The sequence below is a fragment of the Nocardia sp. NPDC049526 genome (assembly GCF_044465765.1).
In the GTDB taxonomy this organism is placed as follows: domain Bacteria; phylum Actinomycetota; class Actinomycetes; order Mycobacteriales; family Mycobacteriaceae; genus Nocardia.
On the sequence record NZ_JBITMA010000005.1, the window covers coordinates 376149 to 391535 of the forward strand.

The 15387-nt window shown below is 65.6% G+C and carries 13 protein-coding genes; 9 read left to right on the plus strand and 4 right to left on the minus strand.

Annotation, left to right across the window (positions count from 1 at the left end):
- Genes kstD through ACIBW7_RS18260 form a run of 3 tightly spaced genes read left to right on the plus strand, consistent with a single transcriptional unit; the run spans position 1 to position 3232 of the window.
- Positions 1-1668, plus strand: coding sequence for a 3-oxosteroid 1-dehydrogenase (gene kstD / locus ACIBW7_RS18250; RefSeq protein ID WP_397047564.1), 1668 nt, complete (start codon positions 1-3; stop codon positions 1666-1668).
- A 1-nt stretch (position 1669) separates the two neighbouring features.
- A complete protein-coding gene (locus tag ACIBW7_RS18255) occupies positions 1670-2401 on the plus strand; it encodes a glucose 1-dehydrogenase (protein ID WP_397047566.1) in 732 nt (243 codons plus the stop codon).
- Positions 2402-2416: 15 nt separating this feature from the next.
- Positions 2417-3232 (plus strand): SDR family NAD(P)-dependent oxidoreductase, encoded by an 816-nt coding sequence (locus tag ACIBW7_RS18260; protein ID WP_397047568.1) that lies wholly within the window; start codon positions 2417-2419, stop codon positions 3230-3232.
- A gap of 457 nt (positions 3233-3689) precedes the next feature.
- Here ACIBW7_RS18260 and ACIBW7_RS18265 read toward each other — a convergent pair whose 3' ends face one another.
- A complete protein-coding gene (locus tag ACIBW7_RS18265; RefSeq protein ID WP_397047569.1) occupies positions 3690-4655 on the minus strand; it encodes a helix-turn-helix transcriptional regulator in 966 nt (321 codons plus the stop codon).
- A 63-nt stretch (positions 4656-4718) separates the two neighbouring features.
- Here ACIBW7_RS18265 and ACIBW7_RS18270 point away from each other — a divergent pair, with 63 nt between their 5' ends.
- On the plus strand, positions 4719-6995 hold the full coding sequence (locus tag ACIBW7_RS18270) for an ATP-binding cassette domain-containing protein (protein ID WP_397047571.1): 2277 nt from the start codon (positions 4719-4721) through the stop codon (positions 6993-6995).
- Here the strand turns inward: ACIBW7_RS18270 and ACIBW7_RS18275 are convergent.
- Positions 6961-7680 (minus strand): maleylpyruvate isomerase family mycothiol-dependent enzyme, encoded by a 720-nt coding sequence (locus ACIBW7_RS18275; RefSeq protein WP_397047573.1) that lies wholly within the window; start codon positions 7678-7680, stop codon positions 6961-6963. The genes ACIBW7_RS18270 and ACIBW7_RS18275 overlap by 35 nt on opposite strands.
- 112 nt (positions 7681-7792) lie before the next feature.
- Positions 7793-8464, minus strand: a complete 672-nt coding sequence (locus tag ACIBW7_RS18280; RefSeq protein WP_397047575.1) for an AraC family transcriptional regulator — start codon at positions 8462-8464, stop codon at positions 7793-7795.
- A gap of 231 nt (positions 8465-8695) precedes the next feature.
- Between ACIBW7_RS18280 and ACIBW7_RS18285 the strand changes: the two genes are divergently transcribed.
- From ACIBW7_RS18285 to ACIBW7_RS18305, 5 genes are all read left to right on the plus strand, one after another.
- A complete protein-coding gene (locus ACIBW7_RS18285; protein WP_397047577.1) occupies positions 8696-9685 on the plus strand; it encodes a zinc-binding dehydrogenase in 990 nt (329 codons plus the stop codon).
- A 220-nt stretch (positions 9686-9905) separates the two neighbouring features.
- Entirely contained in the window at positions 9906-12110 is a 2205-nt protein-coding gene (locus tag ACIBW7_RS18290) for a pyruvate, phosphate dikinase (protein WP_397047579.1), read from the plus strand.
- A 4-nt stretch (positions 12111-12114) separates the two neighbouring features.
- Positions 12115-12885: a tyrosine-protein phosphatase gene (locus ACIBW7_RS18295; protein ID WP_397047581.1), complete on the plus strand. Its 771-nt coding sequence runs from the start codon at positions 12115-12117 to the stop codon at positions 12883-12885.
- 60 nt (positions 12886-12945) lie between these two features.
- Positions 12946-13851 carry a hypothetical protein gene (locus ACIBW7_RS18300; protein ID WP_397047583.1) on the plus strand — a complete coding sequence of 302 codons (906 nt, stop codon included), beginning with the start codon at positions 12946-12948 and terminating at the stop codon, positions 13849-13851.
- A gap of 64 nt (positions 13852-13915) precedes the next feature.
- Positions 13916-14797: a glycosyl hydrolase family 32 gene (locus ACIBW7_RS18305; RefSeq protein ID WP_397047585.1), complete on the plus strand. Its 882-nt coding sequence runs from the start codon at positions 13916-13918 to the stop codon at positions 14795-14797.
- On the opposite strand, the gene ACIBW7_RS18310 is transcribed toward ACIBW7_RS18305, so the two are convergent.
- Complete coding sequence (locus tag ACIBW7_RS18310; protein WP_397047586.1) at positions 14775-15365, minus strand: TetR family transcriptional regulator; 591 nt, start codon at positions 15363-15365, stop codon at positions 14775-14777. The genes ACIBW7_RS18305 and ACIBW7_RS18310 overlap by 23 nt on opposite strands.
- Positions 15366-15387: the final 22 nt, after the last annotated feature.

The following is a 15387-nucleotide window of genomic DNA, read 5'->3' on the forward strand; positions in this document are numbered from 1 at the left end:
ATGTCCGAGGAGAACACCTACGACGTCGTGGTCGTCGGCTCGGGTGCGGCGGGTATGACCGCCGCGCTCACCGCCGCCTATCGCGGGCTTTCGGTGGTGCTGATCGAGAAGAGCGGCAGCTTCGGCGGTTCCACCGCCCGCTCCGGTGGCGGCGTATGGATTCCGAACAATCCGGTGCTGGTACGAGAGGGCGTGCCCGACAGCCCGGATCTGGCCCGGGTCTACTTGAAATCCGTTGTCGGCGACCGGGTTCCGCAGGCCAAACAGGACGCCTTCCTGGACAACGGCCCGCGCATGATGACCTATCTCAGCGCACGCACCGACCACCTCCAATTCGTCTATGACCGTGGCTATTCCGACTACCACCCGGAACTGCCCGGTGGCCTCGCGCAGGGCCGCAGCATCGAACCGGCGATTATCGACGGCCGACTGCTCGGCGAGGATCTGGAGCTGATCAACCGGCCGACTATGTCCGGCCCGAAGGGAATCGCGTTCACCGTCAGCGACTTCCACGATCTGAATATGATCGCGCGGACCTGGAAGGGTAAGCGCACCGCGATGAAGGTCGCCGCCTTGGCGGTGTTGAACCGGATCCGGGGACGGCAGCCGCTGAGCCTGGGCAAGGCGCTGGTGGCCCGGCTGTGGCTGGCGCTGCGCGACGCGGATGTGCCGGTTTGGCTGAATACCCCACTCACCGAACTGATTACCGCCGACGATGCGGTGGTCGGGGTCCGCGCGCAGCGCGATGGTGCACCGATCGTCATCCGTGCGCGGCGCGGTGTGGTGCTCGCCGCCGGTGGTTTCGAGCACAACCTGGAAATGCGCAAACAGTTCTTCACCGAGCCGGTCAGCACCGACTGGACCGTCGGCGCGACCGAGAATGTCGGTGACGGCATTCGGGCCGGTGAAAAGCTCAGCGCCGCACTGGATCTGATGGACGACGCCTGGTGGGGACCGTCGGTGCGCAATCCGGACGGGCCGCCGTTCTTCTGCCTGGCCGAGCGATCCCAGCCCGGCGCGATCATGGTCAATGACGCGGGCGAGCGGTTCACCAATGAATCGGCCAGCTATGTCGATGTGGTGCACACGATGTACGAGCAGCATTCGACCGGTGTGGGCCATGTGCCTGCGCACTTCATCATGGATCAGCGCTTCCGCGATCGATACCTGTTCCTCGGCACCTTCCCGAAACAGGCCATCCCGCAGAAGTATTTCGATGCCGGGATCATCAAGAAGGCCGACACGCTCGCCGAACTCGCCACCAAGATCGGTGTTCCGGCCGATTCCTTGATCGCGACGGTGCAGCGGTTCAACGGTTTCGCGCGCGCCGGACGCGACGAGGACTTCCATCGCGGTGAATCCGCCTACGACCGCTACTACGGCGACCCCACCGTGCAACCGAATCCCTGTCTGGCACCTATCGATCAGGGTCCGTTCTACGCGGTCGAGATGGTGCCCGGCGATCTGGGCACCAAGGGCGGCCTGGTCACCGACGAGCACTCCCGGGTGCTGCGCGAAGACGGCGCGCCGATCGCCGGACTGTATGCGGCGGGCAATAATTCGGCCGCCGTCATGGGCAACAGCTACGCGGGCGCGGGGGCGACCATCGGGCCCGCCATGGTGTTCGGCTATATCGCGGCCGATCACATCGCCGATTCAGGAGCGTGACGTGGACAGAGTGAGTGGCAAGACGGTCATCGTGACCGGAGGCGCGCGCGGTATGGGTGCGGCATTCGCCCGTCGACTGGTCAGCGAGGGCGCCTCGGTGGTCGTGGCGGATGTGCTCGTCGACGAGGGTAAGGCGGTGGCCGCCGAACTCGGCGACCATGCGGTGTTCTGTCGCCTCGACGTCACCGACGAATCCGCGTGGGCCGCAGTGGTTGCCGAGGCGGAGCGCACCTTCGGACCGGTCTCCGGGCTGGTCAATAACGCGGGCATCGTGCACGTCGATCCGATCGAGCGGCTCGCCGAGGCAGATTACCGGCGGGTGATCGATGTGAACCAGGTCGGGGTGTTCCTCGGCATGAAAGCCGTTGTGCCGTCGATGCGCCGGGCGGGCGGCGGCTCGATCGTCAATATTTCCTCGATCGGCGGCATCATCGCATTCAGCAATATCCTCGGCTACGTCGCCTCCAAATGGGCGGTGCGCGGGATGACCAAGGCCGCCGCCCAGGAGTTCGGCGCCGACGGCATCCGGGTCAACTCGGTACATCCCGGCGTCGTGGCCACCGAGATGACCGCCGATTCCGATCGCTCGCACTCGATGGTGCACGACCAGCCGCTCCCCCGGGCCGCTGCACCTGGTGAGCTGGCCGATCTCGTGCTGTTCCTCATCTCCGACGAGGCAAGTTTCTGCACGGGTTCCGAATTCGTCGCCGACGGCGGCTACACCACCAAATGACCAAGGACAGCTGCTGTGAAAAACTTTGAGGACAAGGTCGTCGTCATCACCGGCGCGGGTGCGGGCATCGGCCGCGCGCTCGCGCTGGAACTCGCGGACCACGGCGCGAAGCTGGCGTTGTCCGGGCGAAATCTGGCCAATGTCACCGAAACCGCCGCGTTGTGCGAGCAAGCCGGGGCCAAGGCGCGGGCATACAAGCTGGACGTCACCGACCGTGCCGCCGTCTACGCACATGCCGATGAGGTCCGATCCGACTTCGGCCCGGCCAATGTCGTGGTCAACAATGCGGGCGTCTCTCTCACCGCCAATATCGAGGAGCTGACCTGGGAAGACTTCGAGTGGATCGTCGATATCAACTTCTGGGGCGTCATGTACGGCACGAAAGCCTTTCTGCCGCAGGTGATCGCTTCCGGTGACGGTCATATCGCGAATGTCTCCAGCATGTTCGGCCTCGCCGCCTGCCCGAGCCAAGCCGCCTACAACGCAACCAAATTCGGCATCCGCGGCTTCACCGACGCACTGCGCCAGGAGATGCGGATCGCGGGCCATCCGGTCGGGGTCAGCAGCGTCCACCCCGGCATGATCAAGACCGAAATCGCTTGGAAGGCTCGCGCGGGCGGCGACCGCGACCGTGATGCACTGGCCGCCAACTTCGACAAACTGGCCAAGACGACACCCGAATCCGCGGCGAAGACCATCCTGCGCGGAATCCGAAAGGATAAGGCCAAGATTCTCATCGGGACCGATGCCCGCGTAATCGATTTGCTGCCGAGAATCTTCGGCTCCGGCTACCAGCGCATCATTACCGCCCAGATGCGAAACGAGGTATAGACCGGTCGGCACTTTGTCGAAGGTGAACCGGGCTTGACGGACCGGTTCACCGAATTTTTCGGAAATGGTTGCTCTAAAACTGCTGTGCTGTCAGGATGTTCCCCACGCGACGACTCCGGACTCGGGGGAAGTCGCCGTTCCACCGCGAATCAAGTTGTGTTTCAACGACTTCAAGGGAACACCTTGTGAAATACCGGCAGCAACCACACCCGGCGCCATTCGGGCATGCATCGCAGTTCAGGACAAGATCCAGACAGCAAACCTGCCCTTCGTGGGTGCAGATCGCCCTCGCCCTCGGCAGCCTTTTCGTATTGGCCGTAATCGTCGCCATGCTATACGGCACCCCGAGTCCACTGGCCGAAACGCCGCGCGCCGTCACGGTTGCTACGCCGAATCCCACTGCCACGCCCAGCTTTACCGTGCTATCTCACTGACCGCACTCGCATCATTTCCGAGTTCAGCTCGCTCCGGCGGCGCGCAGTAATTTCCTCCCGAGGTCGGCCAGCATTTCCGCCATCTCCGGTGGTTCTCTGACCTCGAATTCCAGGCCCAGGTGGGCGATTCGCACGGCGGTCCATTCCAGTGAGTCGGCTGAGGTGCGGAGGAGGCAGGTTTTGTCGTCGATGGGCTCGATTTCCTCGGGGCGGACGCGGAAGGTTTCGATCAGCTGCGGGGCCGAGGCGTGAACGAGGAAGACGACTCGGCGCAGCGGGCGGGAATGGGCCAGGGACCGGGTGACGAAGGCGGCCGCGTCCTCGGTGGGTAATTGCCTTGGGGTGCTGCGTATTCCGATCGGTCGCGGAGAATCGATGCGGTCTACACGGAACGTGCGCCAGTCGGTGCGGTCGATATCCCAAGCGACCAGGTACCAGCGGCGACCCGCGGAGACGAGGCTGTGGGGTTCGGTCAGGCGGCGGGTTTCGGTATCGCCTTTATCGCGGTAGCGGAAGCGGACGCGTTCGTTGTCGCGGCAAGCGGCAGCCAGGACGACCAGGGTTTCCGGGTCGACCATAGGTCCAGCGGCCGGACCACCCAGCGATACCGTTGCCGACCGCACCGCCTCGACTCGGCGCCGGAGTCGAGCGGGCAGCACCTGTTGCAGCTTGACCAGCGCCCGTGCGGACGACTCGTCGATGCCCTCGACCGCGCCCAGTGCGGCATTGCGCAGTCCGAGCGTGATCGCGACGGCCTCTTCGTCGTCGAGCAGCAGCGGCGGCAGTGCAGTGCCGGCCTCCAGCCGATAACCGCCGACCGAACCGAGGCCGGAATGCACCGGATATTCCAATTCCCGCAGCCTCTCGATGTCGCGGCGCACCGTCCGGACCGTGACGCCGAGGCGTTCGGCCAGCTCGGGCCCGGTCCATTCGCGGCGGGTCTGCAGCAGGGAGAGCACCTTCAGTAGTCGGGCGGCGGTGTCGGTCACAGCTTCCAGTATCCGCCGAAATGAGGACCGATCCTGACCTCATTGGCCCCTACCGTGGCGATTGTGAACGCAGACCGAGACACCATCCAGATCATCGGGGCACGCGCCAACAACCTGCGCAATATCTCCCTGGCCATCCCAAAAGGCAAGATCGTCGTTTTCACCGGCGTATCCGGATCGGGCAAATCGTCGGTGGTCTTCGGCACAGTGGCCGTCGAATCGCAGCGTCAGCTCAATGAGACCTACACCTGGTTCATCCGCAACCGACTGCCCAAGTACGAGCGGCCCGAGGCCGATGTTATCGACAATCTGGCACCCGCGGTGGTGGTCGATCAGAAGCCGATCGGCGGCAATTCCCGCTCCACCGTCGGCACCATGACCGATATCCAGTCCATCGTTCGAGTGCTGTTCTCGCGGTACAGCGAGCCGAGTGCCAGTGAGGCGACCCGTTATTCGTTCAACGACCCGTTGGGCATGTGTCCCGAGTGCGGCGGCCTCGGCCAGGTCGTGCGGCCGGATCTGGACAAGTTGCTCGACGCCGCCAAATCGCTCAACGAGGGTGCCATAAACTTTCCACCGTTCGCGGTGGGGACATTTCAGTGGCAGATCTACGCCGAGTCCGGTCTCTTCGATCCGGACAAGCCATTACGCGATTTCACTCCGGATGAGTGGCAGTTGTTCCTGCGCGGCAACGGATTCCGGGTACCGCGCCGCAACAAGACCGGCTCGATGGGCAGCAATGCCTATGAGGGACTGCTGGAACGTTTCGACCGGCTCTACATCAAACGAGACCTCGGTGCGCTCAGCGATAAGAATCGCGCGGCGGCGATGGCGGTCGTCCAGGCGCAGACATGTCCGGAATGCGGTGGCGCACGGTTGAATTCCGACGCGCTGGCGAGCCGGATCAACGGGCTCGGCATTGCCGACTTCGGCCGCATGGAGGTAACCGACCTGATCGCGGTGCTCGGCGAGCTCGACGGGACACCCGCTGCACCGATCGCCGAGGCCGCCATCGTCCGGTTGCGCCGGATCGAGGAGGTGGGCCTCGGCTATCTCTCGCTGGATCGCGAGACATCCACGCTTTCCGGCGGAGAAGCACAGCGGCTCAAGGTCGTTCGGCATCTCGGATCCAGTCTCACCGGGATGACCTATATTTTCGACGAACCCAGCATCGGCATGCATCCGCGCGATATCGGCCGATTGAACAAGCTGATGATCCGGTTGCGCGACAAAGGCAATACGGTGCTGGTGGTCGAACACTCCCCCGATGTCATCGCCGTCGCCGACCACATCGTGGATATGGGACCTGGCGCGGGCGGGCACGGCGGTCAGGTCGTCTTCCAGGGCACCGTAGAAAAATTGCGCACCTCGGGCACGTCGACCGGTGAGCAGTTGCGGCGGGTGCAACCGGTCAAAAGCGCGAGCCGCACCCCGACCGGCTGGTTCACCGTCACCGGCGCGGATTCGTACAACCTGAAGAATCTGACGGCACGGTTCCCCACGGGCGTGCTCACCGCGGTGACCGGTGTGGCGGGTTCGGGCAAGAGCACGTTGGTTTCCGGCGCCTTCGTGCGCGCCTACCCGCAGGCGATCGCCGTGGACCAGTCCGCCATAGCCGCCTCCCGACGTTCCAGCCCCGCCACCTACACCGGCATCATGGACCCGATGCGGCAGGTGTTCGCCACGGAGCACGGCGTCGAGCCGGGACTGTTCAGCTTCAACTCGGCGGGCGCATGCGCCGAATGTGGTGGAGCAGGCGTCATATTCACCGATCTCGCCTATATGGATCCGATCACCACCGTGTGTCAGAGCTGCCACGGACGCCGCTATCGTCCCGAGGTGCTGGGCTATACCGTGCGCGGTGCATCCATCGCCGATGTGTTGGATATGACCGTGGAGCAGGCTCTCGATTTCTGGAATGGCAATGCGGGCAGCAGGATTCGGACTCCGCTGCGTGCGTTGAACGAGGTCGGTCTCGGCTATCTGACGCTCGGTCGCTCGCTGAGTTCACTCTCCGGCGGTGAACGTCAACGCATCAAACTCGCCGATCACCTGCACCGCAGCGGCGGCATCTACGTACTCGACGAGCCGACCACCGGACTGCACATGGCCGATGTCGACGCTCTGATCGCCCTGCTGGATCGGCTGGTCGACGCGGGCAATACCGTCATCGTCATCGAACACGATCTCGAGGTGGTGAAACGCGCCGACTGGGTGATCGATCTCGGACCGGACGGCGGCAAGCACGGCGGCGAAATCGTCTTCACCGGAACGCCTTCGGCCCTACTCGACGATCAGCGTTCGATCACAGCCGGCTATCTGCGGCGTAGCCTCGCATGACGTCCGGCCGCGCCCCCTCGACGCGACCGGGGCACCCGCGGACCAGATTTCGATACGACAACCGCATCCAGAGCTTGCCGACACCGTTACCGGACAAGCGCGGCAGCACAACCGAGCGGCCGGTCGTCAGCAACAGCAGGTCGGCGATACGGCCATGCACCTCTTCTCCGGTACCCACCACCCAATCGGCGTCCGTGGCGATGAGCCGAAACCCCATGAGCCGGTACTTCGCCCAGAACGGCCAACCCGCGGTCCAAACCCGGGTGGCCGCCGTCGCCGCAGCCTCGATCGGCAGGTCGATCTGCCTGCCGGTCGGCATGGCGATGTCCTGGCCGTGCACCATGATGTCGTAGAGGATATTGCGATAGTTGGTGACCACCGGCAATTTTCGCGATGCCGCACGCGCCCGGATCTCGGCGACGAGGTCCTGCCCCGCGTCGGCATAGCGAACGGACACATCGTGATTCAGCCGATGGAACCGCCCGCGCGCCCGCAGCCCCTCACGAACCATATCCACCGGACCGGGCGGCTGCGGCGCCAAGGCGATATGCGCGGCCACATCCCGAATCCGCCAGCCCGCACACAGCGACGGCAGCTCCCACTCATTCGGTGCGAGATCGTCGAGTACGTCGGCGACGGCGCGTCGCTGTTGCTCGATGACCCGCCACTGCGTATCCCGGTCCATATCGGCCTCCGATACAATTTAGTCAGCTTCCCTGACTATTATAGCCAGAGAGGCTGACCAACTCGAGGTTGTGCTGTGAACCGGACAGGGCCGCACCGAAAGGCCTTGCTGCTCAGGTCATTCGGGTGGCGCGGCGGTGGCGACCGGTTCGATGGCGGCCCGGAGTGGTGCCGATGATGTCGGTGAATGCGGTGATGAAGCTGCTGGGGTTCGCCCACCCGCAGGCGTGGGCGACGTGGGTCGTGTCGTGGCCGTCGGCGAGCAGGACGAGTGCGTGATAGATGCGTAGTTGTGTGCGCCACTGATAGAAGGTCATGCCGAGTTCGTTGTGGAACAGTCGGCTGAGGGTGCGGGCGCTGGCGCCGATCCTCTGCCCTAGTTCGGCCAGTGAGCTGTTGTCCGCGGGCTGCTGGTACAGCACCTGCGCAATGGCTTGCAACCGATCGTCATGTGGTTCCGGCAGTTGCAAGGGCTGCTCATGTGCTTCGTGGAGTTCGTCGACGAGGACTCGACGAAGACGAGTGAGCGCGGCGCGGTCGCGCTCGCGTGGGCCCGTGAGGGTGAGCAGAATTTCGCGGGCGAGGTCGGAGACCAGGAACACGGCGGGATGGTCCGGTGCGAGCCGGGCCAGGGATGCCGGTAGGAACAGGATCCGCATATCGGTGTGGCTGTGCGCGCGGTGGTAGTGCGCGAATCCGGCTGGAGTCCATGCGACTCGATTGGCCGGAACGATCGAAGTGCCGCGCTCGGTGTGGACCGATAGGACACCATGAGCCGCGTACACCAGGTGTCCACGTGGATGGGAATGCACCGTGCTTGTTCCCCCCGATGGCCATAGATGTACGCCTCCGGATGGCCAGAGACGTGACGTCCGACCGGTCCGGGCAAGTTGGCGGGCAACGGGCATAAGTTGGCATTCTATCGGTGGTCGGCCACGCCGCCGCTCCGCGACAGTGAACCCATGCGCGATGATTTTCACTCGGCCGGCACTACGACCGCACGCCGTCGAGATGGTGTGAGTACGACAATGCGAGCGGCGGTCTGTGTCAGGGCCGGTGGTCCGGGGGTACTGGAGATCCGTGAGCTGCCGGTACCAGCGGTTCGAGACGGCTGGAGCCTGGTGCGGGTGCAGGGCGCGGGTTTGAACCGGTCGGAGCTGAGGACCCGTCAGGGGCATTCCCCGAACGTGACGTTCCCGCGTGTGCTCGGGATCGAATGTGTGGGAACCGTGGCCGCCTCGACCGATCCGATGTTGCCGGATGGGACGAGGGTTGCGGCGGTGATGGGTGAGATGGGCCGGGAGTTCGACGGCGGCTACGCGGAGTATGCGCTGTTGCCGAACTCGCTGCTGATGCCGGTCACCACCACATTGCCTTGGGACGTCCTGGCCTCGCTACCTGAGACGTATCTGACTGCGCAGGGCTCGCTGGATGCGTTGGGGATTGCGCCGGGTGACCAGGGGCGGTTGCTGATCCGTGGCGGGACCTCCTCGGTGGGGATGGCCGCCGCGTCGATCGCGTCCGGCTACGGCATCGAGACCGCCGCCACCACTCGGCGGCGAGGCAAGATCGGCGCATTGACCGCGGCTGGTATCGACCACGTACTCCTCGATACCGGTGAATCGCTGACGGCGAGCGTGCACTCGGTATGGCCCGAGGGGCCGGACTATGTGCTGGATCTCGTCGGAGCGAGCACGGCGGTGGACTCGCTACACCTCGTCCGTCGAGGCGGGACGGTGTGTGTGGCGGGCTCGCTCAGCGGGTGGCTGATCCCGGACTTCGAACCGATAGCGATGATCCCGTCCGGAACCAAGCTCACGGCTTTCCACAGCGAGGAACTCGAGGGCAGCGCCGGCACGACCGTGTTGCAGCGCGTCATCCACCAGGTCGAAGCCGGCGTATATCGACCCAACATCGACCGCGTCTTCGGCCTCGACGACATCGTCGCGGCGCACCGCTACATGGAGAACAACCAAGCCGCCGGAAAGCTTGTCGTGGTGCCCTAGCCGGCGCGGCCATTGCCGGGAACCGTCGAGGTCCGCGCGTCCTGCTGACCGGGACGTCCGGTACGCCGGGGCCGATCGGGGCGGCAGGCTGAAATCGGGCTGCCCGCAGGTGCGCACCGCGGGGGTTGCGCCATTTGCCAGGGCGTTCGGGCCAACGCCCGGTGAGCTGCCCTTGTCATGCGCTGCGTGCGCGGTGGCTGTCGATGATCAAAGGAGTGTTATGACGATCGGAGTGGAGCCGGTGGAGCGACCGAGGGCCGCCTTCGGGAGGGCCGGTGCCGATGGTTCGGTCGTTGTGGAACTCGATGGAGCGTGCGGACTTTCGCGGGAGCGGATCGGGGGAAAGGCGTGGAGCGTTGATCATATGCGGGGGTTGGGTTTGCCCGTACCGCCAGCATTCGTGCTGACGACCGAGGCATGGGCCGAATTCGGGGCCAACGGTGGGGTGCTCGGTGCCGAGATCTGGGCGGGGGTGCGAGACGGTATCGCCGCGTTGGAGCATGGGACGGGGCGGCGCTTCGGAGCCGCGGAGCATCCGTTGCTGGTATCGGTGCGGTCCGGGGCCGCGGTGAGTATGCCGGGGATGATGGATACCGTTCTGAATCTGGGCATGAACGACTCGGTCGAGCAGGCGCTGACCGCCGAGACGCGAAATCCCGGATACGCCAGCGATACTCGGCGACGGTTCGTCACCCAGTATCGGCAGATCGTGCTCGGTGATCCGAATGGCGCGGTGCCGGGTGATCCGTGGGAGCAGCTGCGTGGCGCGATCACCGCGGTGTTCCGTTCGTGGGATTCCGCGCGGGCCAAGACCTATCGGCACACCCGGGGGGTTTCCGACTCGCTCGGTACAGCGGTCACGGTGCAGGCCATGGTGTTCGGAAATCTCGACGCGCGCTCGGGGACCGGGGTGCTGTTCAGCCGGAATCCGAATACCGGTGCGCGGGCGGTCTTCGGCGAATGGCTGGTCGGCGGGCAGGGTGAGGATGTCGTCTCGGGACGCACCACCCCGCGCCCGCTCGACGAACTCGCGGTGACGCTGCCGGAGGTGCACCGCCAATTGCTCGCCGCCGCCGAGCTGCTCGAGCGTGACGGTCGCGATATCCAGGACATCGAGTTCACGGTCGAATCCGGTCGCCTGTGGCTGTTGCAGTCTCGACCGGCGAAACGCTCTGCGCGCGCGGCGGTTCGCGCCGCCGTCGCCATGGTCGATGAGGGACTCATCGATGCGGATGAGGGATTGCGCCGTGTCGGGCCCGACCAGGTCCGGACAGTCCTGCTGCCCGCATCGGGCGACGACACCGGGCTGCGGCCCATGGCCAAGGGCGAATCCGCATGTCCGGGACTCGCCTCCGGCATTGTGGTCACCGATCCCGACGAGGCCGAAACCCGGTCGGCCGCAGGTGAGCACGTGATCTTGGCGCGCCCGACCACCAGCCCGGACGATCTGCACGGGATGATCGCGGCGCGGGCCATCGTCACCGAACTCGGCGGCGCCACCTCGCATGCCGCGCTGGTCAGCCGGGAACTCGGCCGTCCATGCGTAGTCGGCTGCGGCGCAGGGGTTGTCGAGGCATTGGCCGGTCGCGTCGTCACCGTCGATGGCGGGGCGGGCACCGTGTGGCCGGGACAAGTGAGTGGAAAGGCGGTGGACGCCTCGGTAATCGACGACGTCGAGCGACTCGCACAGTGGGCACGGGTCGATTCGGCCGAGCTGCCCGAGTTCCTGTCTAAACCGAACGAAGATCGGTCAGCGGCAACTGATTCCGATTCGGCGAATTCGCCGAATCCACGAGAAACCAACGGCACCAAAGTCTCCGAACTCGCCGTACTGCGCCTGATCGGCATCAAGGGTCGAGTTCAATCGGACGCCATCGCCACCAGCCTCACGATCGCCGCGGCCGAAGCCGCTTCGTACACTGCTGATTTCGTGACACGTGGGCTGTGCGCCAGCACACCCGTGGGCGTCCGCCTGACCCCGCAGGGTCGCGAACAACTAGGCCGACTTCTCGAACACGAGCGCGTCGATCTCGACCGGAGCGACCTCGCCGCGGCCTACGATGAATTCTGCGAGTTCAATGCCGAGCTGAAAACAGTCATCACGGCCTGGCAGATGAAGGACGCGAGCACGGTGAACGATCATTCCGACAACACCTACGACGCAGCTGTTTTGGCGCGCTTGACCACACTGCACCACGACGTCGCTCCCCTCGTCGAACGCATCGGCACCATCGCGCCCCGCCTCGTGCCGTACACCGACCGCTTGGCCCGCGCCGTCGAGCGGATGAACGGCGGCGACCACAGCTGGGTGGCTCGGCCGGTCATGGACAGCTATCACACGGTGTGGTTCGAATTGCACGAAGACCTCATCGGTCTGTGCGGTCTGAGCCGCGCCGACGAGGCCGCCGCGGGCCGAGCCCACTAGCGCGATGTTCACCGATAGCGCCCAGCGGCGATGGGTGGAGTTCGCCGAAATCGACAATGTCCGTGATCTCGGCGGGCTCCCGGTGATCGGCGGCGGCACAACCAGATTCGGCGTCGTCTACCGATCCAGCACACCCCAGCATCTCACCGAGGACGATCTGGCCATCCTGACCGGACCGGTCGGCCTGCGCACGCTGATCGACCTACGCAACCCGGACGAGGTACTCCGCGAGGGCTACGGCCGACTGACCGGCAGCGCGGCGGTGCGCATGGTCAATCTCCCGGTGCGCAAGGCGACGAACGTCGTCGCGACGCCCGCCGATCTGGTTCCCGACGGCAGAGAGTACGACCTGGTCGCGCTCTACCGCGAACTACTCACCGGCAGTGGCGAATCCATCGTGGCGGCGGCCCGGCTGATCGCCGATGCCGAACGTCACTCGGTCGTCTTCCATTGCGCCGCGGGCAAAGACCGCACCGGCATCCTCGCGGCCATGGTGCTGGATGCGGTGGGTGTCCCGGCCGAGGCCATCGCCGCCGATTACGCACTCACCGGCGAACGCCTGGAACGCATCCGCGAACGCCTGGACGCGCTGCCGTCGTATCACGGGCTGCCACCGGTCCGGACCGGCATCCTGGCGGTCGATCCGGATGTGATCATCCGGTTCCTCGACGAATTGCGCACCTCCCAAGGCGGGGCGGCAGAATGGCTGCGCGCCAACGGACTATCCGGTGCAGAACTCGCCCGACTCCGCGCGGTACTGGTGGACGCCGCCTAGTCCCCGCCGTGGCGACTGTTCATCCGGAATTACCGCCGAAGGTCCAGTATGGTCACCAGCGTGCACGACGATGTCGACTACACGAAGCTGGCCACCCCCGCCGAGAAGAAGAAGTACGCCAAGCAGAACAGCTTGATGTACGGCGGGCTGATCGCCATCGGCGTCGTCATCCTGCAGGGCTTTCTCACGGCCTCGCCGCTGGGCGTCTCCGGTCGGATCTCCATGATCGCCTTCGCGATCTCGCTGCCACTGCTCGCGGTGCTGCTGATGCTCGACGAATGGCAGTCGGGCGAACAGGCGCCGAGCCCGAGCATGACCGATGATGCGGCCAAGGCCATCGCCCTGCTCAGCTCGCTCGTCGGCGTCGTCGCGGCGTTCTGGCATATCGACTGGAGCGCGGGCGTCGCGGTGATCGCGGCCGGAGTGGTCGCGCTCGGGGTCTACGGAACGCATTTCAGCAGTACGAGCTTCACTCAGGCGGTGCTGCGGCGAAACCAGCAGCGGTCCGCCGCGCCCCAGGCGGCACCCGTGACCACTGCGCAGCAGCCCCCGGCGTCTCAGCCGACAACGCCCCAACCGCCGGCTTCTCAACCAGCGGCTCCGCAGCCACCTACAGCTCAGTCCACTGCTCCTCGGTCGACAGCGAACCAGCCTGAGGCGACCCGCACCGCAACGCCCGAGCCGACGACACCTGCACCGGCAGCGCCCGGACCAGCAACGCCCGAGTCGACCGCTCCCCAGCCGACAAAGCCCACAGCGCCGGAGTCGACGACACCTGCGTCCGCCGCATCCAAGCAGGCAACGCGCGAGTCGACCGCTCCCCAGCCGACAACAGCCGAGTCCGCAGTGCCCGAGCCGAGGTCGGAGCCGACCACGATCATCGAGCAGCCGAAGCCCCCGCAATCGGCGCCGCCATCGTCCGACTCCCCCGAAGAAGCGCCCCCGCAGCACCCACCGACGTCGTGACCCGCGACATCCCAATGCTGCAGACCTGACCTCAGCGAGGTCCGCGCACGTCATCATGAGCTGTATGGCAACGCGCGAGGTGGTGAGGGCAGGCGCGTTCACGACGATCTACAACCCCAGCGACGGCGAATCACACCCCTGGTACATCAACGACCACACCATCGTCCGCGACGAATCCGGCCGCTGGCACCTGTTCGGCATCACCCATCCCGAACCCGCCGACCCGTTCCACGAAACAGAATTCGCCCACGCCACCGCACACCAACTCCACGGGCCGTGGACCAAGCGACCATCCGCCCTGACCGTCGATCCGGGCTACGGCGAAACACATATCTGGGCACCGCATGTCATCGGCGTCGACGGTCGCTACCACATGTTCTACGCCGGCGGCGGCACCGACCGCAGCACCGCCGCCATCAACCTCGCCACCTCCACCGACCTGTTCCGCTGGACCCGCAGCCGTGCCGGACCGCTGTTCCTCGACGGCTACGACGCGAGAGATCCGATGGTCGTGCGCATCGGCGAGAAATGGGTCATGTACTACTGCGCCACCAGTACACCGCGCGGCGGCCACCACGTCGTCGCCTACCGCACCAGCGGCGATCTCGTGCACTGGGGCGACCGCCATATCGCATATACCGACCCCACGATCGGCACCGAAGCGGGCAACACCGAATCCCCGTTCGTCGTACACGACGGCGGATGGTGGTACCTGTTCATCGGTCCGCGCCCGCACTACGTCGGCACCGACGTATTCCGCAGCGACACCCCCTTCCGGTTCCGCATCGGCGACAAGGTCGGCCATATCGCCGCCCACGCCGCCGAACTCGTGCGCGACGACAACCGTTGGTGGATCACCAGCGCGGGCTGGGCCCAGGGCGGCGTCCACCTCGCACCACTCACCTTCCCCACCCCGCGCCCCGTCACCGCGGCCGTTCCCCGCTGAGTGATCGCACCATGCCCGCCACGAGCACCCTGGTCTGCTCGAATGACGCTTCGGAGACCGCCGGTGCGCCGACCACCGTGCGCATGACCCCCAAACCGAGCAGCAGCGCGCCGATCAGTTCCGCACGCAACGCGCCGTCCGCGCCGCCCAGGCGTGCGGCCATCTCGCCCAGATAGCCATCGCAGAGTTGCACGCGCAACTGGTCACGCACGACTTCATGACCGGCAGATCGTAGTCCGGCCACCAGTGGATGCTCACCGCCGAATTCGGGCCGGTCCTCGAAGACGACGTCGCGCAGCAGCGCATCGGCGATCGATACGACCGGTCGATGTCGGTCGGCCGCAACGCCTTTCGGTATCTCGATATGCATCGCCTCGGTATAGAGCTGTTCCTTGGAACCGAAGTACCGGAATACCAGCGCCGGGTCGACGCCGACATCACCCGCGATATCGCGGACGCCGGTCCGGTCGAATCCGGTCGTGGCGAACCGGATCCGGGCGGCGTCCAAGAGTGCGGATCGGGTGGCGGCACGGTCGCGCCGACGGCCCGGCGCTGCGGTTTCGGTCATCTGGTCACCATAAGTCACCAAT

What these genes read in the sequence shown, in the direction of transcription:
- kstD (WP_397047564.1), top strand. Translation starts at nt 1, where the DNA reads ATGTCCGAGGAGAACACCTACGACGTCGTGGTCGTCGGCTCGGGTGCG.
- ACIBW7_RS18275 (WP_397047573.1), bottom strand. Translation starts at nt 7,680, where the DNA reads ATGGACCGGGATACGCAGTGGCGGGTCATCGAGCAACAGCGACGCGCC.
- ACIBW7_RS18290 (WP_397047579.1), top strand. Translation starts at nt 9,906, where the DNA reads ATGACGATCGGAGTGGAGCCGGTGGAGCGACCGAGGGCCGCCTTCGGG.
- ACIBW7_RS18295 (WP_397047581.1), top strand. Translation starts at nt 12,115, where the DNA reads ATGTTCACCGATAGCGCCCAGCGGCGATGGGTGGAGTTCGCCGAAATC.
- ACIBW7_RS18305 (WP_397047585.1), top strand. Translation starts at nt 13,916, where the DNA reads ATGGCAACGCGCGAGGTGGTGAGGGCAGGCGCGTTCACGACGATCTAC.
- ACIBW7_RS18310 (WP_397047586.1), bottom strand. Translation starts at nt 15,365, where the DNA reads ATGACCGAAACCGCAGCGCCGGGCCGTCGGCGCGACCGTGCCGCCACC.